Consider the following 23,406-nt stretch of genomic DNA (forward strand, 5'->3'; position numbering starts at 1 on the left):
CAACCATGAACCTGTTTGAAATCCCCTTACCCGCGCTGCTGTCGCAACTGCTGCTGGGGCTCGTCAATGGCGCGTTCTACGCGATGTTGAGCCTGGGGCTAGCCGTAATCTTCGGCTTGCTGAACGTCATCAACTTTGCTCACGGAGCGTTGTTCATGCTGGGCGCAGTGCTAGCCTGGATGGGCTTGGAATACCTGGGACTTGGCTACTGGACAATGCTGCTGCTGTCTCCGGTGGCCGTCGCCGTGATCGGCATCTTGATCGAGAAGATCATGCTGCGCTGGATCTACAAGCTCGATCACCTCTATGGACTTCTGCTCACACTCGGCATCACGCTCGTCATTGAAGGGCTTCTACGCTCGGCATACGGCGTCTCCGGGTTGCCGTACCCCACACCGGAATCGCTCAGCGGCGCCACAGACGTGGGCTTCATGATGCTGCCGAACTACCGGGCGTGGGTCGTCGCCGCATCCCTTGGCATCTGCTTCGCGACCTGGTACCTAATCGAGAAAACCCGTTTGGGTGCGTACCTGCGCGCCGGCACGGAGAACGCCAAGATTGTCGAATCCTTTGGGATCAATGTTCCATTGATGATCACCCTGACGTACGGATTTGGCGTTGCGCTTGCCGCGTTTGCCGGCGTGCTCGCTGCGCCTGTGATCCAGGTCTCTCCGCTGATGGGTCAGAACCTGATCATCGTCGTCTTCGCCGTCGTCGTGATCGGCGGCATGGGCTCGATCCTCGGCGCAGTCGCAACGGGTCTTGGCCTAGGCGTGATTGAGGGGCTTGCCAAGGTCGTTTATCCAGAAGCCTCATCCACCGTTGTCTTCGCCATTATGGTCATCGTGCTTTTGGTGCGGCCTGCTGGCTTGCTTGGCAAAGAGAAGTAGGAGATCTGACGTGCGAAAGAACCCGTTGCCACTGCTTGTCCTGGCATTCCTGCTGTTAGCGCCGTACGCAGGCGCCTATCCTCTGTTTGTACTCAAAGTTATATGCTTCGCCCTGTTCGCATGCGCGTTCAACCTTTTGATCGGTTACGGAGGACTTCTTTCCTTCGGGCATGCTGCAATGTTTGGCGGGGCCGGATACATTGCGGCGCATGCGCTAAAGCATTGGAGTATCACCCCAGAATTCGGCCTCATTGTCGGAGCACTGACAGGTGCGTTGTTAGGGGGCGCCATGGGAATCCTGGCAATCCGGCGCCAAGGCATCTATTTTTCAATGATCACCCTGGCACTTGCGCAGATGCTTTACTTCGTCATGCTCCAGGCACCGTTCACGGGTGGCGAAGATGGGCTGCAAGGTGTGCCTCGTGGGAAGCTGCTTGGCGTGTTACCGCTAGACAATGACTTCGTGCTCTATTACGTGGTGTTGACGATCGCCACCGCAGCGTTCCTGCTTCTCTGGCGCGTCGTCTCCTCTCCGTTCGGCGCCGTGCTGCATGCCATCAAGGAAAACGAATCACGTGCAGTGTCGCTCGGGTATAACGTGGAGCGCTTCAAGCTCGTGGCGTTCGTGATCTCCGCTGCGGTCGCCGGATTGGCCGGCTCTCTCAAGGTGCTCGTACTCGGCTTTGAAACACTGTCCGATGTCCACTGGTCTATGTCCGGCACCGTGATCTTGATGACCTTGGTCGGGGGGTTAGGTACACGCTGGGGACCCATGCTCGGTGCATTGATCATCGTAGCGCTAGAAACCAAGCTAGGCGATATTGGCCACGTCCTGGCTTCGCTGACCAACATCGATGCATTCCTCAAACTCGGTGAAAGCGTTACCGTCGTAACAGGAATACTGTTTATCGTCACAGTATTGTTCTTCCGCAACGGCATCGCGGGGGCCGTAGCGTCACTCTGGCGCCTGACTGGCCGACCTCGCATTAACGGAAGACTCCGGTCGACAGAGCGTGGGCCAGCCTAATGGCCACGGAACGGTAGCGTCGATCAAACAAGTGGTCGCCAGGAGCAAGCGGGATAAAGCGCCCAACGCTCCTGGCTAGGCCGATCTATTGAACCCGCATCATGCTTTTGAATCGCCAGTCATCCTGGCCGGAGGCGTCGCGCCATGATAGCCACAACCTATACAACTGATGTGCCAGCGCCATCGTCCCTTCCGCCTTCCCTCTGGGCGTCAACGGCACCGGTGGCACCCAATGTTCCTCCTTTGCTGGACTCGAAGACTGTGGACGTGCTGGTGATTGGCGCCGGCTACACTGGGCTATCGACGGCATTGCATCTCGCCGAGCGTGGCAGCAATGTCTGCGTAGTCGACACTCATGAACCAGGTTGGGGCGCCTCCGGGCGCAACGGCGGCCAAGTCAATCCATCACTAAAGCATGATCCGGACGAACTCGAGAGGATGCTTGGGGGCGAGCGCGCCGAAGCCTTGATTAACGCGGTGTCCGGATCCGCGGATCTGGTGTTCGAGCTTGTTGAGCGATACAAGATCGATTGCCATCCAGTGCGCGCAGGCTGGTTGCAGCTGGCGTACTCTCCTAAGTCGGTGCCGGCATTGCATTCGCGCGCGCGGCTCTGGCAGCGCCACGGCGTACCAGTTGAAATGCTTGATCGTAATGAGGTGGAACGATATGTAGGGACACGACAGTTTGCGGGTGGGTGGTTGGACGGCAGGGCCGGGGCAGTCCAGCCATTGGCATATGCCCGTGGACTTGCCGATGCCGCGATTCACGCCGGTGCCAGGATTCACGGCGGCAGCTGTGTGACAGGGTTGGCGCGGGAAGGTGTCAAGTGGAAGGCTACCCTATCTACCGGCGCAGTCGTGACCGCAGAGGAAGTTGTCATCGCGACAAACGGGTACACAGATGCACTTTGGCAAGGACTAAAGCAAACGCTGCTTAGCGCGAACAGCTTTATTGTCGCCACACGGCCCCTTCGCGGGCACAACGCGAAGGCTATTCTCCAGCGCGGAGAAACAGCTTCAACATCGCAGCGACTGCTGCTTTACTTTCGCAAGGATCATACCGGTCGCCTCCTGATGGGAGGGCGGGGCTTTTTTTCGGATCCTAAGCAACCTAAGGACTTCGCACATCTGGAGCGCTCGCTATCATTGTTATTCCCGCAGCTTGGACCTTTGGAATTCGAATACCGTTGGGCCGGACGCATCGCGGTGACCCGGGACTTTATGCCGCATATTCACAAGCCAGCGCCTGGAATCACGATAGCGGTGGGTTGCAATGGGCGCGGAATCGCGCTCTGTACCAGCTTTGGCAAGCACCTGGCGACCGACCTGATGAGAAGTGGGGAGAAGTTCCCCTACCCTGTTTCGCCGCTTGCACCCATCCCCTTCCACAGGCTTCAGCGTTTCTATATCGCTGCAGGGGTTGCGTGGTACAGCCTGTTAGACAAGCTGTCTTGAACCATAGCCTCTCACATCTACGCCTATCTGAGTATCATGAGCATCCAAATCATTCATTCATCGTCGACCACGAGCGATTTACTCGTCAAGGGCCAAGTTCCGGTCCCATTGAGCGAACCGGCCTGCCACATTTCGGCTTTAGAGGTCAACGTTCCTGAGCGCCTAGACTGCAAAACCGGCATTTGGGAATGCAGCCGTGGTCGCTTCGAACGCCAGGTCGCCGCTGGTGAAGTGATGCATATTCTTTGTGGAAGTGGCGAATTTACTTCGCATGACGGGACAGTGTTTGCTTTCAAAAGCGGTGACACACTCTTCTTTCCACCCAACACTTGCGGAATCTGGGCAATCCAAGAGACGCTACGCAAAGTCTACGTGTTGATTTAACGTGGCCGGATAATGCCGCGGTTGTGGCTGTTCGCCTTCAGTGGCGAGGAATGACTTTCGAGAAAATGGGCGTCACGCCCGCTTCCGCCGGCATACTTGTTCACTGACTCTTGCGTACCCTTCGTTGGTTATCGGCGGGAAAACTATCGTCAGACCGATATTTTAGCCATAAGACGAATAACATAGGCAGCTTTACACTGATAATCGCGGTTATCTATTCATCCAAATTTTCCGCATTAAACATCGATGACCGCAAGCCACACCGTCGTCATTCGCCGACACGTAAACACGGCGCTGGCGGTCGGGTAAAATTAAATCTCTTCGTTCGGTCTGCCATATGACGCTACGCGCCCGGCGCTTTAGTTCATTCTATTGAGCCTGACAAGCGTTTTCCCATTTTAAAATAGTTCATCATGCACCTAAAAGATCCTTCGCTGTTTAAGCAACTGGCCTATGTCGATGGCCATTGGGTGGGAGCCGATTCTGGCGCTTCGTTTGACGTGACCGACCCGGCCACAGGCGAGATCATCGCAAAGGTGCCAGACTTGCGAGCCGCCGAAACGGAGCGTGCGATTGCCGCCGCTGAAATGGCCCAAAAGGGCTGGGCACAGAAAACCGGCAAGGAACGCGCGATCGTCTTGCGCCGTTGGTTCGACCTCGTGATCGCCAACACCGATGACCTTGCCTATCTGATGACGCGTGAGCAGGGCAAGCCGCTTGGCGAAGCTAAGGGGGAGATCACTTACGCGGCCAGCTTCATTGAATGGTTTGCAGAGGAAGCCAAGCGCGTGGATGGCGAGGTGCTGGCGAGTCCCGCCTCCGATCAGCGGCTGGTAACCTTGCGCCAACCGGTGGGTGTCTGCGCCGCGATCACGCCGTGGAACTTTCCGGCGGCAATGATCACGCGCAAGGTGGCCCCGGCGCTAGCTGCTGGTTGCTCCATCGTCATCAAGCCAGCCGAGCTCACCCCGCTGTCCGCATTCGCACTTGCCGAATTGGCACATCGGGCGGGCGTGCCAGCCGGGGTGCTCCAGGTGGTGACTGGCGATGCGAAGACGATCGGCGCGGTGCTGACCGGTAGTCCGATTGTGCGCAAGCTTTCGTTTACAGGCTCGACGGAAGTGGGTCGAATCCTGATGGCCCAGTCGGCGGCTACGGTGAAGCGTCTGTCTCTGGAATTGGGCGGCAACGCTCCATTCGTTGTGTTTGACGATGCAGATGTAGACGCCGCAGTGGAAGGCGCCATCGCGGCCAAGTACCGCAATGGCGGCCAGACCTGTGTCTGCGCTAACCGCTTCTATATCCAGAATGGCATCTACGACGCTTTCGCGACAAAGTTTGCCGAACGGGCGAGCCAACTGCACGTGGGCAATGGCCTGGAGGATGGCGTAGTGATTGGCCCGCTGATCGAGGACGCTGCCATCGAAAAAGTGGCATCGCTAGTGGATGACGCCATATCGAATGGCGGCCGTGTGCTCACCGGCGGCCGCAAGCATCAACTAGGCGGCACCTATTTTGCGCCGACAGTGATCGCCGACGCTACGGCCGAGATGCGCGTGGCGCGCGAAGAGATTTTCGGCCCCGTGGCGCCGCTGTTCCGCTTCAAGCGTGATGAAGACGCCGTGGCCGCCGCCAATGCCACTGAGTACGGTCTTGCGGCCTATCTCTACACCCGCGATATCGCCCGCGCATGGCGCACGGCCGAAGCGCTGGAATATGGCATGGTGGGCCTGAACACGGGCCTGATCTCAAATGAGGTGGCTCCGTTCGGCGGCATCAAGCAATCGGGCCTTGGCCGTGAGGGCTCGCGTCACGGGATCGAGGAATACCTCGAGATGAAGTACTTATGCCTGCAGATGTAAATTGATCCGGACATGGAGCTTGCGAGGCCAGTTAAACCGGCTAGCAGGCAACGCTGTAACGGATTCTCGGCAACGCAACCTGGGCAGCCCTGGGAGGGATATTCCGCATCGGCATGCGCCTCCCGGCGCCCTACACGGCCAGCATTGCGGAAGCAATGCAACTCGGCGCCACCGTGCGATGGGCCAACACCATTGTTCGATGGACATCCAATCCACGAATGGCTCGGGGAAGCGCGAATAGTAGGACAGAACCCATTATCGCAGCGAAGATTCGACGACAAGTCCTTTACAACGAAACGCTGCGTCGAAATGGCCTGCCCGCGGTACGAAGCTGGCTGCTGGGCGGAGCTAGAAATTTGTGTCAGGCGTTTTGAAGGAGCACTTCGAGGAACCGATCCACAATGAGGTTCCTCCTTCTCGCCTTTCGCGTGGCAACTCCTAGCGTCACGACGAACTGCATTTCCCCCGGTGCCAGGGTCGCAAGCATCCCCTTCTCAACCCACGTGGCAGCGAAATGGTCTGGCAAGAAGCCGATGTATTCGCCTGTGAGAATCAAGAATGCTATGCCCTCTCGGTCCGTCCCCGTCGCAGTGCAGGCGAGGTCTTGGTGCAATTGCATAGCTTCAGCGCTCATCCGATAGCTTGGAGCCACCGCGGGCGTATCTCTCAGGTCGGCCATGGTCACGCTCCCTGCTGATGCAAACAATCGGTGTCCCCGACCACAGTAGAGAGACGATCGCTCTTCATAAAGGGGGCTGTATTCCAACGCGGTCAGGGTCGTGATGAGCGGCAAGGCACCGACATGCAAGCGGCCATCCAGCAAGCCACGCTCAATTTCCCCAGGCGTGCTCATGCTGATATTGATGCGCACCCCGCCGCTCTGGCGTCGTATTGACCTCAACGCATCGGTAATGCGCATCTTGGGCTGGGTCACGAGGTTGTTCATGAGCCCGATATTGAGTTCGCCCCTCAAGTTCTGGTGGAGCTGATTCACTTCAGTCCGGAAGCCCTCAATTGCAGCGAGTACCGCCTCCCCTGCTCTCAGAACTTCGCGCCCCTCGTCGGTCAAGGCGAATCCCGCCCGCCCCCGCTGGCACAGCCGGACACCCAGTCGCTTCTCAAGGTCACTCATGTGGAGGCTAATCGCCGACCGTGTGATTCCTAACGTACTTTCCGCAGCGGCGAAGCTACCTACTTCTGCAACCGTCCGAAAGACCCGGAGCAGCCTAAGGTCGAAATCCGTGACCTGGGATAGCGGAAGCTTCCTCATAGGTGAGCAATACAATAAGTAATCGTAAGAAGAATTGTATTTTACTCACTCAATGGAGAGGCCACACTCATGCACGTAGACCCTCATCAAAGGAAGCCTTCGTGAACCCCTCGACCGCCCACGCCCTCAAGAACAAGAATGCGCTGAACCTCAGCGCTCACTGGATGCCGTTCAGCGCGAACCGCAGCTTTCTTCAGGACCCGCGTCTAATCGTTGCTGCTGAGGGACGGTTTCTCATCGACGCCGATGGTCGCAAGGTCTTCGACGGGCTGTCGGGTCTGTGGACATGTGGTGCTGGTCATAGCCGGAAAGAAATTCAGGAGGCCGTTGCTAGCCAGCTGGGCACGCTGGACTACTCGCCAGCATTCCAGTTCGGCCACCCGCTGTCGTTCACGCTCGCCGAGCGCATCGTGGACATGATGCCTGGCAATCTGAAGCACGTCTTCTACACCAACTCTGGCTCGGAATGCGCCGATACGGCCGTGAAGATGGCTCGCGCATACTGGCGGCTCAAGGGCCAACCTGCAAAGACCAAGCTCATTGGTCGCGCCCGCGGCTATCACGGCGTGAACGTCGCAGGCACAAGCCTGGGCGGCATCGGTGGCAATAGGAAGACCTTTGGCCAATTGATGGACGTGGACCACTTGCCGCACACGCTGCAGGCGGATTGCGCGTTCACCAAGGGCCAGGCCGAGACCGGCGGCGTCGAGCTCGCTAACGAGCTGCTCAAACTCATCGAACTGCACGACGCATCGAACATCGCGGCCGTCATTGTGGAGCCGATGTCGGGTTCGGCCGGCGTCATTGTCCCTCCCAAGGGCTACCTCCAGCGTCTGCGCGAAATTTGCGACCAGCACGGCATCCTGCTGATTTTCGATGAGGTCATCACCGGCTTCGGCCGCATGGGTGAGGCCACCGGCGCGGAGTTCTTCGGCGTGACCCCCGACCTCATGAATGTCGCCAAGCAGCTCACCAACGGCGCAATCCCCATGGGCGCGGTTATCGCTTCCAGCGAAATCTACGAGACGTTCATGAACCAGACGGCGCCGCAGCATGCCGTCGAGTTCGCACACGGTTACACGTATTCAGCCCACCCCGTTGCTTGCGCTGCCGGCATGGCTACGCTGGACTTGCTCAAGCGTGAGAACCTGATTCAGAAGGCTGCCGACCTGGCTCCCCATTTCGAGCAGGCAATTCACGGCATCCGCGGTGCGAAGCACGTCGTCGACATTCGCAACTGCGGCCTGGCCGGCGCGATCCAGCTTGCCCCGCGTGACGGTGACGCGACTATCCGCCCATTTGAGGCCGGTCTCGCGCTGTGGAGGAAAGGGTTCTACGTCCGCTTTGGCGGCGACACGCTCCAGTTTGGTCCGGCGTTCAATACCGCGACCAGCGAGCTCGACACCATGTTTGATGCCGTCGGTTCTGTCATCGAAACCCTTGCCTGAGGCAATTTTGGCACCAGCCTTTTCAGCAACTACCATCGTTCCGGATTCAGTATGAACACCATCCCGCATTTCATTAATGGCGAGCGTGTCGTGGGCGAAGGCCGCCCCTCGTCGGTCTACAACCCTTCCACCGGTGAGATATCCCGCCAGATTGTCCTGGCGGATTCCGCTACCTTGAAACACGCTATCCTGACCGCCAAGGCAGCGTTCCCGGCGTGGCGCAATACCCCCCCGGCGAAGCGGGCACAGGTGCTGTTCCGCTTCAAGCAATTGCTCGAAGAGAACGAGAAGGCCATCGTGGAGCTGATCAGCCAGGAACACGGGAAGACTATCGAAGACGCTGCCGGTGAACTCAAGCGCGGCATCGAGAACGTGGAATACGCGTGCGGAGCTCCCGAACTGCTCAAGGGCGAATACAACCGCAACGTAGGCCCCAACATCGACGCCTGGAGTGACTTCCAACCGCTGGGCGTGGTTGCCGGCATCACCCCGTTCAACTTTCCGGCGATGGTACCGCTGTGGATGTACCCGCTCGCCATCGCTTGCGGAAACACCTTTGTCCTCAAGCCGTCCGAGCGTGACCCCAGCTCGACGCTTATGATTGCTGAGCTCTTCCACAAAGCGGGCCTGCCCAAAGGCGTCCTCAATGTCGTCAACGGCGACAAGGAAGCCGTCGATGCGCTGATTGAGCATCCCGACGTCAAGGCTCTGAGCTTTGTCGGATCCACGCCCATTGCGGAGTACATCTATGCCGAAGGCACGAAGCGTGGCAAGCGGGTCCAGGCGCTTGGCGGCGCAAAGAACCATGCCGTCTTCATGCCGGACGCTGACCTGGACAGTGCCGTCAACGCACTGATGGGAGCGGCATACGGCTCCTGCGGCGAGCGATGCATGGCCATCTCGGTTGCCGTTTGTATCGGGGACGAGATTGCCGATGCGCTAATCCAGAAGATTGTTCCGCAAATCCAGGCACTCAAGATTGGCCCGGGTACCTCGTGTGGCCTGGATATGGGTCCTCTGGTTACGGCTGCCGCGCTCGACCGAGTAACCGGATACATCGCGGCGGGTGAAGCCGCGGGCGCCAAGCTGCTGGTCGATGGTCGAGGCCTCAAAGTACCTGGACATGAAAACGGCTACTTTGTCGGCGGTACGCTGTTCGACAACGTCAGCACCGAAATGAGCATCTATAAGGATGAGATTTTCGGTCCGGTACTGTGCATCGTGCGCGTCAAGAGCCTCCAGGACGCAATGCAGCTGATCAACGCTCACGAGTATGGCAATGGGACGTGCATCTTCACGCGGGATGGCGAAGCTGCCCGCATCTTCTGTGACGAAATCGAAGTCGGCATGGTTGGCGTCAATGTTCCGCTACCGGTACCCGTCGCCTACCACAGCTTCGGTGGCTGGAAGCGCTCCCTGTTCGGCGACTTGCATGCTTACGGCCCGGACGGCGTGCGCTTCTACACCCGTCGCAAGGCGATCACCCAGCGCTGGCCGAAGCGCGAGAGCAACGAGAAGGCGCAATTCGCGTTCCCGAGCAACAGCTAACCCTTAGGAGGCGATGCTAGGCCCGAAAAGCCTAGTTGCGCCTCCACCCTGACTGGCGCGACGAGTGCTCGTTGGCCATACAGCTTCCGGTCGCGCCTCCAAACGGCTTCGTCAGGAAAGCTCATTGCGGACATCGTCAGCGGCAAACTGCCGGAAATCAGGACGGAAGGCTCTTGCCTCTTGACCGTTACAGCACGGAGCCCGGTCGTTCCACAACGAAGTCCCTCGTTCCCGCATGCGCCGGCGAGTCAGGTACAGCCCGATCACGTCTGCGGCCTTGGTCTCGAAGTTGGGATCATTGGGGATCATGTGCCGCTCCAACCTGTGCGGGCGCACGCCATGTTTGCGCCAGATGCGCTGCACGGTCGAGACGGATACGCCCCCCGGTTCCGCGGCAAGCTTGTAGCTGCTCCAATGCGTCGCCCCGTCCGCGGGCTTGCGCTTGAGCGTGTAGCCCAGCACACGCGCCTCGAGCTTTTCCGGCGGCTGCAGCAGCGCTCGTCCTGGTGGCGCGCGTACAAGCCTGCCAGGCGCTCGGCCAGAAACCGGCCCGACCAACGCGAGATGAAACGCGAATCGCAACCCCGCCGCTCAATGATTGCGTCGCGGGACTCGCCGTCTTCAAGCGTCAGGATCAGCTTGGCCCGACGCGCGTCGACCGCTCGAATGGTTCGGCTGCGTGTCGCCGCCAGCAGTTGTTCACGCTCGAGCTCGGTCAGATTCATATTTCCCATGTACCGGATCTAACCACGGACGGGGTGCTTTTTCAATGACGCAATGGACTAGTTTCACAGGCTGTGGTGTTTTGGCTCTTGTCGATTAATTGCGTTTTTTTAGAAGCGCCTTTCCAGGGGAGCCAATGTTGAAGATCGTCATTCGTGCGACCCACGCTCAACATTCATGCGACCGTTGCTTATTACGCTCAGCATCCATGCGACTGTAGCTTTTCAATGCGAAACAAGGTCCCGGTGGGGCGTTGCGTACGCTCTTCGAAGCAGCTGATTAAAATTGCCAAGGTAATAGAGATTCCAGTAGCAAGTCGTTTCGAGCTTGCCGGGATGTTGCACGCACATTGAAAAGGTCGGATCCAGCCACTCGAGTTTCCAGAATGGCGAACATACATCGGTGCGATCCAGGATCAAACAGGGATAGCAATATCCGTAAGCGACGTCTTTCGTAGATCCAACCGATTGGGGTCTGCATAGCTCTCAGGCGATCCACGCTCACGTGGGTTAGCTGTGAGAAACGTTCCAAGGTCTCGATCGGCACTGGCGGAAACAGTAGCCATTTCCATTGCGTCAGGGTTGGCATCGGACCGAGATCGGCGTGCGTCCAAAGCTGCTCGACCGTCATGGAGTACTTTGCAGCGAGTCGTCCAAGCCAGCCTCCAAATGCCTCCCCATCAAAGGGACGCGGTGCAACTGGCCACGGCCTCGGCCGGTTAGAGCACGCAGCGCCGGGCGTGTTCAATGTGGGAGACATCAATCATTTCCCTTCCATCGCGGATCGCAAGCTCGGTGGCAGAATTCAAAAGCCGCGAGACCTCACCGGTCAAACCTCCGCTCGCCGCCAGAACCGCCGAGACAACTTCTCGCCTCGACAGATTTGATGGCCGTCGCAAAGGAAGAATGCGCTCGAATGCCGCCAGGAGGCCTCGGAAGCCTTCCGACTCCTGCCATCGAGGCATCTCGAAGCGCGCAAAGCGACTGCTCATTTGCGAATCGGTCTGAAGTGCAAACTCAGCATCGTGCGTTCCCACAAGGACAATCGTCATCTTGAGATCGTTGGCGAGAAATTTGAGCAGGTTTAGTGAGGCGCGCTGCTCGCGATAACTTCCCTGCGTATTCCGCCGAACCTGGACACCCGCTCCGCCGCAAACTGGGCACCTGTTCCAACGCAAACTGGACACGCGTTCCAGGCCAAACTGGACACTACGGGCGCAGCGACGCGGGGTCGAAGTTCGGTTTTTACTCCTGGTCAGTCTGCGCTGTCAAACGGGCGCGCATTTTTCGCATGGAATCACCTTTCAACGTGAGCTGATGCGCGTTATGGACGAGCCGGTCGAGGATCGCGTCGGCCAATGTGGCATCGCCGATGGCGGCGTGCCAGTGATCGATCGGCAATTGTAATGCGATGAACAGCTTTATGCGGAGTCCGTCGGCGCGAACCCCGCTGCTGTCAGCGTCCAGCGGCTTTCCGTCTATGCATAATATGGGCAGGGTTCAACGACGCAATCAACTTGTCCGTGGCTTTGAAGCGACCGGAACGCAGCTTCGGCGCCACGACAGATTCGAGCGCCTCCAGTTTCACGGAAGGGTCGATGCGAGTGTACATTTCAGTGGTTTGCATGCTCGCATGACCAAGCCATAGAGAGACCTTGCGCAAGTCTTTGGTCGCTTGCAAGACCGTGAGCGCACAGGTATGCCTCAGCACATGCGGAGATACACGTTTTCGCAAGATGGATGGACAATGTGTCGACGCGACCCTGGTGTGCTTTCGCAATATATATTGGAAGCCAGAACGTGTCATGGCCTCTCCGCGGGCATTGATGAACACTTCCGGGGTGGCAACGGTGCCTCTTACAGCTAACCACGCTTTTAATGCCAAAGCTGTTTCCTTCCACAAAGGCAAGCATCGCTGCCTTCGCCCCTTGCCGTGAACGACCACACTGGCATACGGCTGCATGGTCAAATCACCAATGCACAATCCGACGAGTTCTGATGCGCGCAATGCACCGGCGAAACAAAGGTGGAGCATGGCGCGGTCTCGAATTCCAAACCAGTCAGACGGCACCGGGGCATCCAATATCGCTTGCATTTCCTGCTGGGTCAGGTGACTCACCAGACGGCTTTCCGTCCGCTTCATCGGTAGTGCCAATACCCGGCGAACCTGCTCCAGGGAAGAAGGTACCCGATACTCTACGAAGCGCATAAACGATTTGATTGCAGCCAGCCGCGTGTTCCGTGAATTTGCGCCGTTATGGCGTGTAGTCTCGAGGTGATCGAGAAAGGAGAGAATCATCGGTGCATCGATCTGCTCGAGATACAACTGGGACGGTTGAGTTTTGAGATGTCGACTGGCAAACTCCAGAAGCAATTTAAAGGCATATGCATAGGATTCGCAGGTATTTTCACTGGCTCCGCGTTCAACCGGCAGACGCTGCAGGAGGAATGCCGTGATATGCGGTGCAATTGGAGTCATGACATTTCTCCCGTAAAGAATGATTCACAGCGGTCGGCGATACCCCTCAACAGTTCAGGCGTTGCTTCAAGATACCAATACGTATGAGTGACGTTACCGTGACCGAGGTATGTGGACAATGCCACCATATGTTTCGTGATGCGGTCCCGGCTGTCCGGGCAGTTCTCGAGTGCCCTCACTGCAAATGTGTGCCTTCTATATCGTGGACGATATAGAAGGCACTATATGTCCTTCCCGACTATGTCTTGTAATCGAAAGATAGCCCTATTTCATGGGCAAACGGATGCACGGAGATAGAGATAGTCTTGACTCCTTCCTTCAGCCCCAGAGCATCCGGGAAGGAGTCCATCATGAGATACACCATTCATGACCGTGTCGTTCTCGCACACGCACCAGAAGGCCCGCTCGCGTCCCATATCGTCGCCTTTGCGAACTCGATCGCTGTGCAGGGATACAGTACGCAGTCACTGAAGTACCACGTTAGGCTCGTTGCAGGTTTTAGCCGCTGGCTTGGCCGAAACGGAATTGACTTGCATAACGTCTGTCCTGATCACAGTGCGCAATACTTACGTTATCGTGCGCGGCACGTGCGACCGGGTCCGGGAGACCGTGCTGCGCTCAGGCATCTCATTGATTTTCTCGATCGTGAGAGGCTGATTTCGGCGCAGAGAATGCCTGCGCGTCGGCTGACCCCTATTGAGTCCTGTACACAGGCTTACGTTGAGTATCTGCATGAGGCGCGCGCCCTGTCCAAAGCAACGATCGTCAATTACGTGCCGTTCATAAGGGAGTTTCTCGAAGATTGCTTTGGTGACGGGCGCATCAGGCTTTCGCGTTTGCGTGCCGGCGATGTCGTGAACTTTGTGCAATGTCAGGCACTGCGTCTGCATCTGAAGCGCGCGAAGCTCATGACTACAGCGCTGCGATCCTTCCTACGTTACGCGTGCTATCGGGGCGACATGACGCTCGATCTGGCCGCCGCTGTTCCCGTCGTGGCCAACTGGTCGATGCAGTCAATCCCTCGCGGGATTCCACCAGAGCAGATACAGCAACTGCTGGTCAGTATCAATCGACGGACTGCCGTTGGTCGTCGTGATTACGCCATCATCCTGCTGCTCGCGCGCCTGGGACTGCGTTCTGGGGAAGTGGCATTTCTCGAGCTCGACGATATTGACTGGAACACAGGAGTTTTAAGCGTGCGCGGCAAGAGTGGCCAGCGTAACGGGCTGCCTTTGCCCGCCGATGTTGGAAAGGCGATTGCAGCATACCTTCGAGACGGGCGACCGCAGAGCACCAGTCGCCGTGTGTTTTTGCGTGCAAAGGCGCCTGTTATCGGCTTTCGTGGTGCGAGTGGCGTGGGCTCCATCGTTCGGCACTCGCTCCAGCGCGCCGGCATCGACGCCCCAACCACGGGGGCGCACCAGTTTCGCCATGGACTGGCCTGCCAGATGCTCAGTCACGGCGCGTCACTCAGTGAGATTGGTGAGTTGTTGGGACATCATCATCCGCAGACCACGAAGATCTACACAAAGGTCGACATCAAGGCATTGCGTACCCTGGCCGTACCGTGGCCGGGAGGTGTGCGATGAACACGCTGCGGCAGGCCGTTCAGGAGTATCTGGACCTCAGGCGGAGCTTGGGCTTCAAGCTTAAAGATGCCGGCAAGGCATTGCCTGATTTCGTCGCGTTTATGGAGAGGCACCGCGCTTCCTTCATCACCCAGGCATTGGCTCTTATGTGGGCCCAGCAACCTTCCAACGTCCAACCCGCGCACTGGGCGCGACGACTCAGTATCGTGCGCGAGTTTGCACGTCATCGTAGTGCGACCGACCCACGCACACAGATTCCTGCACCGGGTCTGCTGCCGTTTTCGCCGAAGCGGGCCCGACCATACCTATACTCGAGCGATGAGATTCGCAGACTACTCCATGCTGCGCTTCAGATACCCTGCCGCTACGCGCGCGACGAACTGCAACCATGGACCTATTACTGCCTGTTTGGCTTGCTGAGCGTTTCGGGCATGCGTCTGGGCGAAGCGCGCAATCTTGAGCTTCAGGACATCGATCTGACGGCGGCAATATTGACGATTCGCGGCGCCAAACTTGGCAAGTCCCGGTTCGTTCCAATGCATGCGTCGACCTGCAAAGTGCTCGCGGACTATATTGCACGACGCAAACGTCATTGGGCGGGGCGACCCGTGTCCTCCTACTTGTTCGTGTCTAACCAGGGCAATCGTCTGGATAGTGGAGAGATTCATCGACACTTCTATGCATTGTCCCGGCAGATCGGTCTGCGTGGCGCAGCCGACAGTCACGGCCCGCGTCTGCATGACATGAGGCACGTATTTGCGACGAATACGCTTTTACGCTGGTACCGTTCCGGACAGGACCCCGAGCGCCGCCTGCCCATCCTGTCAGCTTACCTCGGTCACGTCCACATCGCGGATACGCAGTGGTATCTGAACGCCTCGCCGGAGCTGATGCGCGAGGCGATGCGCCGGCTGGAACAGCGCTGGGAGATTCAACCATGACTACTACCGCCAGTCTCGCTCCGCTGCTGGAGCGTTTTTTTACGCAACGCCTGATGCAGCAGCGCCAGGCGAGTCCCCACACGATCAGTTCCTATCGCGACACCTTTCGTCAATTCCTGAAGTTCGCGCAGCAACGCCTGCACCGGCAGCCTTCACGCATGAATTTCGAGGAAATCGATGCCCCTTTGATCGTTGCATTTCTCGATGACCTGGAGCAGCGTCAGGGCGTGAGCGTTCGCAGTCGAAATCTTCGCCTCACGGCAATTCATTCCTTCTTTCGTTACGCGGCGCTCGAGACGCCGGCTCATTCCGCTCAGATCCAGCGGGTGCTTGCTATCCCCAGCAAGCGCTTTACCCGCACCCTGGTGCAATTCCTGACTCGCCAGGAAGTCGATGCCCTGCTTGCCGCACCGGACCAGCGTACCTGGGCCGGCCGACGCGATCACGCCTTTTTGCTGGTCGCCGTGCAAACTGGCCTTCGCCTGTCCGAGATGACCGGACTCAAACGCGATGACCTTGTTCTCGGAACCGGTGCTCACGTGCGGGTGATTGGCAAGGGTAGGAAAGAGCGTTGTACGCCCATCGTCAGATCCACGCTCGCCGTACTGAAAGCTTGGCTGCGGGAACCCCAGCGCGGTGAGGACGACGTGCTGTTTCCAAGCGCGAGGGGCGAACGCCTCACTGTTCATGGCGTGCAGTATCTGCTAAACAAGCATCGAGAGACCGCGTCAAAAATTTGTCCATCGTTGAAGCAGAAACAGGTCACCGTTCACCGTTTGAGGCATACGATGGCCATGGACCTTCTGCAGGCGGGCGTTGATCGTTCCGTGATTGCACTGTGGCTCGGGCATGAATCGGTGGAAACCACGCAGATCTATCTCGAAGCGACACTTGCGATGAAGGACCAGGCTCTTGCGAAGACATCTCTGGCTCACGGCAAGCCAGGACGCTACCGGCCGGCAGACGAACTTCTCGGCTTCCTGAATGGACTGTAGGGCCATGAAACTATGTCGGGTAGTGACGGGGGATGGCTCCACAACAAGTGCGCATCGGACGATCACGGAGGCAAATCCCTCATTACCCGATATAGTCAGGAAGGGCATATAGTGTCTCAATGACTGGGGTGTTGGCCGTGGTCGCGCTGGAGCACAGGGCAACCCAGCCGCCTTCGCGGCGGAGTCAAACGCTGTTTCCACTGCCTTTACGCCTAATGGCTTCCTCCACAAGGAAACAAAGACGTGACTATCGAACGGAGCATATGAACGCCGTTGCTCGATGTATCGGTTCAGCGCTAAACGGCACGTTTCGTGGATTGGAATAAGGCGACTTTTCCTGAATTTGGTGTGTCTGATCAGCAGTCCATCCGGCGTGATGTCCTCATAGAGAAGCCGGATGGCTTCCGATAAACGAAGGCCTGTGCACGCCAATAGCGCAAACAGGGTACCGTACGTTCTCCGACGCAAGGGATGAGAGCCTTGCATGAATGCGGCATGGACAAGCTTTTGAACGTCGCCTTCAGACAGGATATACGGCACCGGTCTGGGACCCTTTTCGCTCCCGAACACGGCCGCGGGAATTTCATGACGTGCATCCTCAGCCTGAGCATAGCGCGCGAAGCGTCTGACATTTCCCAGCCTGCGCGCACGCTGCTGAACCGATTTCGCCTGCGCAGCCCACGCCAGAGCGGTCTCGTTGCAGACATGGTTCTTGGCCATTGCGTCCGAGAATGCGGCGAAGCTCCGCAGACAGGTGCCTTCGGACTTGAAGGCAAATCCGCACGCGCGGCGCATCTCGATATACGCCTCTACGAGGTCGCTTAGCATGATTGCACCTCCGGCCACGGCTGAGCGATCCTTTGCAACTCAGGCAGATCGACCTTGGCATAAATTTGCGTTGTGACGGTAGACCGGTGTCCCAGAACAAGAGCGATGTCTTGCAGCGAGGTGCCGTCACACAACATTGATGTCGCCGCCGAATGGCGAAGCACGTGAGCAGCACCTCTACTCGGACACGCTACACCCGACCGGCGCATTGCCCGTTCAACTACGGCGGAAACGGCACAGTGGTTCGCAAACTCGTGGAACGGAGCCCGGCAGCTGACGAATAACGCGCCGGCACCGCTATGTGGTCGTGCACGTTGCAAGTAGTCTACGATCGCGCGACCGACTTCTCTGGTTAAGGGGAACGTCGTCGGACGCCCGCTTTTTCCGGTTATAGAAATCGACGCGCCTTCCCAATCAATATCACATAGTCGCACGCGAACGAGATCTCCGGCCCGCAACCCCATACGGGCCAACATCAGCACTATTGCATAGTCTCGTACACCGACCGGTGTAGTGCGATCGCAAGAAGCGATAACCTTCTCAACGTCGTTTGCATGAATGTAGCGAGGAAGTGATGACAAGCCCCAGTTGGCCACCTTGGGCACAGAGTCGTCGAGACCGGCCCTGCATTTGCCTTCGGCTATCAGGAAACGAAGAAACATACGCAATGCCGTCGTACAGCTCTTCGTTGCTGCAAGCCCTTGCCTGGAGCTTTCGTCGAGAACAAACTTCCGCAACAAAGACGCCGTAAAGTTCCCTGGATCAGTGCCCGCGTTTCTGAGTAGATTCCGGATGGAGATGCTGTAGGTAGCCAGTGTCGAGTTCTTCGTTCCTCGCCTTTCACGCATCCATCGGCAGAATTCAATCAACAGATCCGGATCCAATGGCTCGGTGTCCGAATCGAATTGCTCCATGACTCCGGCTTTCCGAAGGTAATCCATAAAGAGGGTTACGCCATGCATCAACCCCTTGTGGTCTGCATGACCGTATCTTGAACAGGTGCATCTCTTCAGGTGGTTACCGAAGCGTGCTATAGCCTCGGGAGAAAGAGCTGTACATGCGATTCTGTTCTTGTAAGTCCAGTGAAGCAGATGTTCAGCTGCACGAATATGTCCGCGAGCAGTGATTTCTGCAAAACCGGCCTCCCACAACTCCGATGCGAACCCCTCAAGCAGGTAGCTTCCAGGATTCCCGGAAAGCTCATCTATTCTCTGTTGAGATTCGAAGTACTTTGCAAACATGATGTCCTCCTGTTTTGCCGACACGGCTAACGAAGACATCACGATTATGCATAGACGGAAAGCCGCTGGACGCTGACAGCAGCGGGGTTCGCGCCGACGGACTCCGCATAAAGCTGTTCATCGCATTACAGCTCTTACGAGCTCGACCCCGTAACAATTGGCTGGTGACGATGGTCGAACGGGCGCCGTGGCGGTCGTCGAGCACCTCCAGTAGATCGCGGCGGTGCACATCGTCGAGGACAGCCAGACCCCAGTCGTCGATCACCAAGGCGTCAATTCTGGCCAACTGCTTGAGCAATTTGGTGTAACGGCCGTCGGCTCGGCCGATGCTCAGTTCGTCGAGCAGGCGCGGCAAGCGCACGTAGTAGGCACTGTAGCCCTGACGGCACGCTTGGTGGGCCAGCGCGCAAGCGAGCCAAGTCTTGCCCACGCCCGTCGGGCCGGTCAGCAGCACGTTCTGCTTCTCAGACAGCCACTGCCCGGCCAGCAGGCGCTGGAACAATGGCTTGTCCAGTCCTCGTGCGTGGCGGTAGTCGGTGTCTTCGGCAACCGTATTCGGCTTCAGCTTGGCGCGCACTAGGCGCAAAGCCAACTGCCGCCCATCACGCTCGGTTGCCTCGCGGTCAACCAGCAGGCCGAGGCGCTCTTCGAAGCCGAGGTGATCAAGGTCCAGGCTGCCCTGATCGTGCAAGGCGCGCGCCATGCCGAACAGGCGCAGCTTGTTCAGCTTGTCGTAGGTGGGATGGTGCAGCATCATTTTCCTTTCGTTCGCGCTTCAGTGCAGGATGGAGTTCGATTGGTAGTAGCGGGCGCCGCGCAGGTTCTCGTGCTCCGGCAGGTCGAGCGTGCGTTGCGCGCCCGGCGGGGTCTGCAAGTCCAGGCTATTCTTGAGGATCGATTGCAGGCTCTTCCAACTCACGGCGTTGAGTTTGAGTGCATGCGCGCAGGCCGCTTCGAGGCGCGCGTTGCCGAACTCCTGTCCCAGCCGAAGCACACCCAGGCAACTGCGGAACGCCTGCTGCGGATGGCGCCGCTGGTGCAACAAGCGTTCGACCAGCGTGGTGCAGCGGGGGCCGATGGCAGTAGCCCGGCTGGTCAGTTTCTCCGCGCTCCAGCCTGCGACCTCGCGGTGGGTCCGCGGCATATGCATGTCAACCGTCGTGTGCCGGCCCTTGAAGGCGCAGTGGGCATGACTGGCCAGCCGCTGGCCGTGTCGGAAGATCTCGACCGTCGCTCCGGTGACGCGCACATCGACCTGCTCGCGTGCGTGTTGGTAAGGAACCGAGTAGTAGTGACCGTCGACCTCGACGTGGTAGTCAACGCCGACTCGGGCAAGCTTCCACTCGGCGTACTCATAGGGCTGTGCTGGCAAGGGGCGCAAGGCTGGTTGATCCATTTCGGCGAAGGCGCTGGCGCGGCTGCCGGGCAGCTTCTTGAACGGGCGTTGGTTCAGGGCGGTCAGCAGGGCACGCATCTCGCGGTTCAGTTCGCCAAGGCTGAAGAAGCGCTGATGGCGCAGGCGCGCCAGCACCCAGCGCGACATCACCAACACCGCATTCTCCACTTTCGATTTGTCCTTGGGGCGGCGTACGCGGGCCGGCAGCACAGCCACGCCGTAGTGGTTGGCAAGGTCCTGATAGGTCGGGTTAAGGTCCGGCTCGTAGCGCGACGCCTTGGTCACGCCGCTGCGCAGATTGTCCGGCACCCACAACTCGGTGCAACCGCCGAAGAAGTTCAGGGCACGCACATGGCTGGCGATCCAGTCGGGCAGTTGTTGGGACCAGGTCGCCTCGATGTAGGTGTAGTTCGACGCGCCCAGAACGGCAACGAAGATCTGGGCCTGCTTGATCTCGCCAGTAGCACCGTCCGTCACGGCCACCGTCTGGCCGGCGTAGTCGATGAACAGCTTCTCTCCCGGCGTGTGGGTCTGGCGCATCGACAGCGACAGCCGCTGGCGCCAGCGCCGGTAGTGGTCGCAGAAGGCGCTGTACTGGAAGCCGTCCTCCTGCCCGGCCTTGTACTCCTGCCACAGCAATTCCAGTGTCACGCCCTTGCCGCGCAGTTCGTTGTGGACGCGCAGCCAGTCCGGCGCTGGTCGCTGCACCGAAGACGGCTCGCTGGGCGGGAACAGCAGCCGTTCCAGGGACGGTTCGCCCAACTCCGACGGCAGCGGATAACTCAGGCCCGCCAACTTGGCACGTGCCAAGTAATCGGACACGGTGGTCGGCGAGACGCCAATGATGCGAGCGATTTCTCGCTTCGATCGGCTGTGGCCGAAATACAGCCGCAATACTTCTTGGATTTTACGCATGGATAACCTCTTGTTGGCCAACTGACACCCCGGAAAAATCTGCCAGAGTGCCACGGTTATCCCGCGTTGCTACGCCCTTCTTGGCCGCCTCAAACTGTCCAGTTTGAGGCGGAATCAGTGTCCAGTTTGCGCTGGAATGGCCGTCCAGATTGCCGTGGAATCAGTGTCCAGTTTGCCGTGGAATGGGTGTCCAGTTTGGCGCGGAAAACGCATTCCCGCCAAGAGGTGATGAACTTCATCGACAACCAGCATGCGCGGTGAAACTTCCCGTAGCACCTCGCGACTCAGATTCTCGAGCACGCTGAGCTTCGCTGCTGCGTTGAACGGCGCTCCAAGCTCAAACAGGAGCGATGTGTAGAAGCGGCTCTGGTCGGGCGTCGGTGGCATCTGCATAGACACAATCGTCCGGTGCTCCACGCCCGCTTCTTCGTCGTATTCCGGAGGATGGCGCCGTTCGAATTTCGCGATGACCTGGGTCTTCCCGATGTTCGAGTCGCCATACAGCAGCACGCACGGCATACGCTGCCGTGGAGGGATCTTCACCAACCGGTCCAGAAGCTCGAACGCCTGTGTTGCGCGGGGATAGTCGATCCATCGATCGCGGGCCAAGGCAAGAATGCGAACATTGTCGTCGCTCTTTGCTAAAGAACGGACATCCGGCAGAAGGTGTGTCAAGGAAGCACCCATTGCCTGTTCACAGTTGCTCTACGTGATAAGTTGGAGCCGGCTTGCTGTAGTCGACGTCCGGCGTGGGCGATGACGCATCGGAGGATTTCGTCTGCTGACTGGACTGCCCGCTCGCCGGGAAAGGTGAAGTCGCCCCTGCTCTTCCGCGTCTGTGTGCAGATCGCCGCTTCGCTGTTGCCCCCTCTATGATGCTGCGTTGCGCGGCTATCGCGTTGAATATCGCAGACTCCGTGACGTGGGATTCTCCCTGCGATCGGAGATGCTTCAGTGCCGCCTTTTGCTCCCACAGGTAGATTCGGCCACGCCGCAAGTCGGCAAAGCTTGCCTCAACGTATTCCTTGCCATCGGCACTGACGAAGACTTTCGAAAAGTCCTCCGGATGGTATCGCACCACGACGCGACGGTTAGCCGCCCGCCAGGCGGCGAAGATCGGATGCCAATAATGCAGATAGAACAGCATCAAGCCGTCAGCCTGGATGGTGCGACTGGCCATTGGCAGGAACTGAATAAGAAAGCGAAATTCTTCGGCAGCCGAGTCGGGAAGAAGCCGCGACTTCGATGCTTCAGACAACGTCTGACCACGCGGAGTATGGTGTCGCGCCGCTTAACCCTCGATGGGCACTGTGATGGTAGGTCTGTCCGATTTCATACATCAACCATTGCTCAAACTCTCGGAGGGTCAATGCGGCCTCCGCTTCTGGCTTGCGAGCTTTTCGTCCTTTCGTCGACGATCCAGTCGAGCCTGGCAGACTGTGCACCTTCTCCATCATGGTCCGGTTCAGTCTTTCTATGTGGCCCCCGAAGTAGGGTCGGCCAGGCGGGCGATACATCAGTTCGATTCCGTACTGATTGCAACCCGCTCGCAGTGCTTTACTTTTGAACTCAGCAGCGTTGTCGAGATGCAATACCTTCGGCACGCCATGCATCGGCCAGTCTACGGCGACCTCCCGGCTCGCCAACCAGGGCGCCTTCGACAGGACCATCCGCGTGAGAAGTAGAGCGACTGTCGCCGCATTAGGGCGGTCGAAACCGACATACAGGGCCACGACCGATCGTGTGGCAACGTCGATTGCCAAAGTAAGCGACGGTCTGCCAATCGTGTGGCGATACGCCTCATCAACCAGGATGATGTCGGCAAGCGTGTGATCGATCTGCACAATATCCAATGGATGCCGTGCCGCAAAGTGGCCCGGCGCTGCGTCCGAAAGCTTCATGCATTCTTTGTCACCGTGGTCAGCCCACCGGCGGGATATCGTTGCGCGCGAAGGTGGTATGGCGCATGCAGCGGTGCACCGCATGCGGACCTCTCGACAAATGGCATGAAGGGGATGCGCTAGATGCTTCTGCCGCAGAAGCCAATCGGATAGGACATCCTGAACGATTGCCTCCACCTGCTCCGATAACATGTATTGCCCTCGCCGTGGTCCAGGCGGAGACAGGAGCAATGACGCTGCCACCGGGTCTTCTAGAAAGCGTCTACGCAACCGGTACACCGAAAAACGGTGCAAGCCTAATAGCTGTCCTGCAAGCAATGCTTGCTTGCGGGTCAGTGGCGCCTGGCCAAGGGGGAGGAAGATTTTCGCCGCTGCCAGTTCGCGCTTGTCGGGCTCCTCTTTCATCGCAGGCCCCGGAGGATTTTTCCTCGTCTCACATTAGGGCTACGCTGAACAAGCCGAGTGAATTGAGGCGTTCAGGCTGATAAGAAAGTCTCGTCCAGGAAAAATGGCTC

General features: G+C 58.4%; 20 protein-coding genes and 3 pseudogenes. 11 read left to right on the forward strand and 12 right to left on the reverse strand.

Going from position 1 to position 23,406, the window contains the following annotated elements; translation table 11 throughout:
• Positions 1–5 precede the first annotated feature (5 nt).
• From AC07UK_RS36250 to AC07UK_RS36270, 5 genes are all read left to right on the forward strand, one after another.
• Positions 6–890, forward strand: coding sequence for a branched-chain amino acid ABC transporter permease (locus AC07UK_RS36250; RefSeq protein ID WP_494687904.1), 885 nt, complete (start codon positions 6–8; stop codon positions 888–890).
• Positions 891–900: 10 nt separating this feature from the next.
• Positions 901–1,917, forward strand: coding sequence for a branched-chain amino acid ABC transporter permease (locus tag AC07UK_RS36255; RefSeq protein WP_494687905.1), 1,017 nt, complete (start codon positions 901–903; stop codon positions 1,915–1,917).
• 144 nt (positions 1,918–2,061) lie between these two features.
• Positions 2,062–3,372 (forward strand): NAD(P)/FAD-dependent oxidoreductase, encoded by a 1,311-nt coding sequence (locus AC07UK_RS36260; protein ID WP_494687906.1) that lies wholly within the window; start codon positions 2,062–2,064, stop codon positions 3,370–3,372.
• 36 nt (positions 3,373–3,408) lie between these two features.
• Positions 3,409–3,756 (forward strand): cupin domain-containing protein, encoded by a 348-nt coding sequence (locus tag AC07UK_RS36265; protein WP_494687907.1) that lies wholly within the window; start codon positions 3,409–3,411, stop codon positions 3,754–3,756.
• Between the two features lie 413 nt (positions 3,757–4,169).
• A complete protein-coding gene (locus AC07UK_RS36270) occupies positions 4,170–5,618 on the forward strand; it encodes an NAD-dependent succinate-semialdehyde dehydrogenase (protein WP_494687908.1) in 1,449 nt (482 codons plus the stop codon).
• Between the two features lie 361 nt (positions 5,619–5,979).
• Here the strand turns inward: AC07UK_RS36270 and AC07UK_RS36275 are convergent, their stop codons facing one another.
• Positions 5,980–6,888, reverse strand: coding sequence for a LysR family transcriptional regulator (locus tag AC07UK_RS36275; protein WP_494687909.1), 909 nt, complete (start codon positions 6,886–6,888; stop codon positions 5,980–5,982).
• Between the two features lie 101 nt (positions 6,889–6,989).
• Here AC07UK_RS36275 and aptA point away from each other — a divergent pair, with 101 nt between their 5' ends.
• Positions 6,990–8,336, forward strand: a complete 1,347-nt coding sequence (gene aptA, locus AC07UK_RS36280) for an omega-aminotransferase AptA (protein ID WP_494687910.1) — start codon at positions 6,990–6,992, stop codon at positions 8,334–8,336.
• A gap of 51 nt (positions 8,337–8,387) precedes the next feature.
• On the forward strand, positions 8,388–9,884 hold the full coding sequence (locus AC07UK_RS36285) for a CoA-acylating methylmalonate-semialdehyde dehydrogenase (RefSeq protein WP_494687911.1): 1,497 nt from the start codon (positions 8,388–8,390) through the stop codon (positions 9,882–9,884).
• Between the two features lie 249 nt (positions 9,885–10,133).
• On the opposite strand, the pseudogene AC07UK_RS36290 reads toward AC07UK_RS36285, so the two are convergent.
• From AC07UK_RS36290 to AC07UK_RS36305, 4 genes and pseudogenes are all read right to left on the reverse strand, one after another.
• Positions 10,134–10,627 (reverse strand): annotated as a pseudogene (locus tag AC07UK_RS36290) (helix-turn-helix domain-containing protein); the annotation flags it as partial.
• A 698-nt stretch (positions 10,628–11,325) separates the two neighbouring features.
• Entirely contained in the window at positions 11,326–11,793 is a 468-nt protein-coding gene (locus AC07UK_RS36295) for a TniB family NTP-binding protein (RefSeq protein ID WP_494687912.1), read from the reverse strand.
• Between the two features lie 58 nt (positions 11,794–11,851).
• Positions 11,852–12,010, reverse strand: a pseudogene (locus AC07UK_RS36300) (ATP-binding protein); the annotation flags it as partial.
• A 52-nt stretch (positions 12,011–12,062) separates the two neighbouring features.
• Positions 12,063–13,085, reverse strand: coding sequence for a tyrosine-type recombinase/integrase (locus tag AC07UK_RS36305; RefSeq protein ID WP_494687913.1), 1,023 nt, complete (start codon positions 13,083–13,085; stop codon positions 12,063–12,065).
• Positions 13,086–13,435: 350 nt separating this feature from the next.
• On the opposite strand from AC07UK_RS36305, the gene AC07UK_RS36310 reads away from it, so the two are divergent.
• The 3 genes from AC07UK_RS36310 to AC07UK_RS36320 are packed head-to-tail and all read left to right on the forward strand — an operon-like array spanning position 13,436 to position 16,610.
• Positions 13,436–14,674: a site-specific integrase gene (locus AC07UK_RS36310; RefSeq protein WP_483734855.1), complete on the forward strand. Its 1,239-nt coding sequence runs from the start codon at positions 13,436–13,438 to the stop codon at positions 14,672–14,674.
• Positions 14,671–15,615, forward strand: coding sequence for a tyrosine-type recombinase/integrase (locus AC07UK_RS36315; RefSeq protein ID WP_011153963.1), 945 nt, complete (start codon positions 14,671–14,673; stop codon positions 15,613–15,615). The genes AC07UK_RS36310 and AC07UK_RS36315 overlap by 4 nt, the downstream gene beginning before the upstream one ends.
• Positions 15,612–16,610 (forward strand): site-specific integrase, encoded by a 999-nt coding sequence (locus AC07UK_RS36320; protein ID WP_494687914.1) that lies wholly within the window; start codon positions 15,612–15,614, stop codon positions 16,608–16,610. Before AC07UK_RS36315 ends, AC07UK_RS36320 begins: the two co-directional genes overlap by 4 nt.
• 165 nt (positions 16,611–16,775) lie before the next feature.
• Here the strand turns inward: AC07UK_RS36320 and AC07UK_RS36325 are convergent.
• Positions 16,776–17,096 (reverse strand): annotated as a pseudogene (locus AC07UK_RS36325) (tyrosine-type recombinase/integrase); the annotation flags it as partial.
• A gap of 9 nt (positions 17,097–17,105) precedes the next feature.
• Between AC07UK_RS36325 and AC07UK_RS36330 the strand changes: the two are divergent.
• Entirely contained in the window at positions 17,106–17,435 is a 330-nt protein-coding gene (locus tag AC07UK_RS36330) for a hypothetical protein (RefSeq protein WP_494687922.1), read from the forward strand.
• Here AC07UK_RS36330 and AC07UK_RS36335 read toward each other — a convergent pair.
• The 6 genes from AC07UK_RS36335 to AC07UK_RS36360 form a co-directional block, all read right to left on the reverse strand.
• Complete coding sequence (locus AC07UK_RS36335) at positions 17,432–18,679, reverse strand: site-specific integrase (protein WP_494687915.1); 1,248 nt, start codon at positions 18,677–18,679, stop codon at positions 17,432–17,434. The genes AC07UK_RS36330 and AC07UK_RS36335 overlap by 4 nt on opposite strands.
• A complete protein-coding gene (locus AC07UK_RS36340; protein ID WP_494687920.1) occupies positions 18,639–19,433 on the reverse strand; it encodes an ATP-binding protein in 795 nt (264 codons plus the stop codon). The genes AC07UK_RS36335 and AC07UK_RS36340 overlap by 41 nt, the downstream gene beginning before the upstream one ends.
• Before the next feature lie 21 nt (positions 19,434–19,454).
• Complete coding sequence (gene istA, locus AC07UK_RS36345) at positions 19,455–20,990, reverse strand: IS21 family transposase (protein WP_494687921.1); 1,536 nt, start codon at positions 20,988–20,990, stop codon at positions 19,455–19,457.
• Between the two features lie 114 nt (positions 20,991–21,104).
• Complete coding sequence (locus AC07UK_RS36350) at positions 21,105–21,665, reverse strand: TniB family NTP-binding protein (RefSeq protein WP_494687916.1); 561 nt, start codon at positions 21,663–21,665, stop codon at positions 21,105–21,107.
• Positions 21,666–21,684: 19 nt separating this feature from the next.
• Entirely contained in the window at positions 21,685–22,248 is a 564-nt protein-coding gene (locus tag AC07UK_RS36355) for a Mu transposase C-terminal domain-containing protein (RefSeq protein ID WP_494687917.1), read from the reverse strand.
• Positions 22,241–22,891 (reverse strand): TnsB C-terminal domain-containing protein, encoded by a 651-nt coding sequence (locus tag AC07UK_RS36360; RefSeq protein ID WP_494687918.1) that lies wholly within the window; start codon positions 22,889–22,891, stop codon positions 22,241–22,243. The genes AC07UK_RS36355 and AC07UK_RS36360 overlap by 8 nt, the downstream gene beginning before the upstream one ends.
• Positions 22,892–23,406 lie beyond the last annotated feature (515 nt).

Source organism: Cupriavidus sp. GW821-FHT07C08, assembly GCF_059419025.1.

Coding starts and splice junctions, on each gene's coding strand:
- AC07UK_RS36250 (WP_494687904.1), top strand. CDS start 6: ATGAACCTGTTTGAAATCCCCTTACCCGCGCTGCTGTCGCAACTGCTG.
- AC07UK_RS36260 (WP_494687906.1), top strand. CDS start 2,062: ATGATAGCCACAACCTATACAACTGATGTGCCAGCGCCATCGTCCCTT.
- AC07UK_RS36265 (WP_494687907.1), top strand. CDS start 3,409: ATGAGCATCCAAATCATTCATTCATCGTCGACCACGAGCGATTTACTC.
- AC07UK_RS36270 (WP_494687908.1), top strand. CDS start 4,170: ATGCACCTAAAAGATCCTTCGCTGTTTAAGCAACTGGCCTATGTCGAT.
- AC07UK_RS36275 (WP_494687909.1), bottom strand. CDS start 6,888: ATGAGGAAGCTTCCGCTATCCCAGGTCACGGATTTCGACCTTAGGCTG.
- AC07UK_RS36285 (WP_494687911.1), top strand. CDS start 8,388: ATGAACACCATCCCGCATTTCATTAATGGCGAGCGTGTCGTGGGCGAA.
- AC07UK_RS36305 (WP_494687913.1), bottom strand. CDS start 13,085: ATGACTCCAATTGCACCGCATATCACGGCATTCCTCCTGCAGCGTCTG.
- AC07UK_RS36310 (WP_483734855.1), top strand. CDS start 13,436: ATGAGATACACCATTCATGACCGTGTCGTTCTCGCACACGCACCAGAA.
- AC07UK_RS36315 (WP_011153963.1), top strand. CDS start 14,671: ATGAACACGCTGCGGCAGGCCGTTCAGGAGTATCTGGACCTCAGGCGG.
- AC07UK_RS36320 (WP_494687914.1), top strand. CDS start 15,612: ATGACTACTACCGCCAGTCTCGCTCCGCTGCTGGAGCGTTTTTTTACG.
- AC07UK_RS36330 (WP_494687922.1), top strand. CDS start 17,106: ATGGACAAGCTTTTGAACGTCGCCTTCAGACAGGATATACGGCACCGG.
- AC07UK_RS36335 (WP_494687915.1), bottom strand. CDS start 18,679: ATGTTTGCAAAGTACTTCGAATCTCAACAGAGAATAGATGAGCTTTCC.
- AC07UK_RS36340 (WP_494687920.1), bottom strand. CDS start 19,433: ATGCTGCACCATCCCACCTACGACAAGCTGAACAAGCTGCGCCTGTTC.
- istA (WP_494687921.1), bottom strand. CDS start 20,990: ATGCGTAAAATCCAAGAAGTATTGCGGCTGTATTTCGGCCACAGCCGA.
- AC07UK_RS36360 (WP_494687918.1), bottom strand. CDS start 22,891: ATGAAGCTTTCGGACGCAGCGCCGGGCCACTTTGCGGCACGGCATCCA.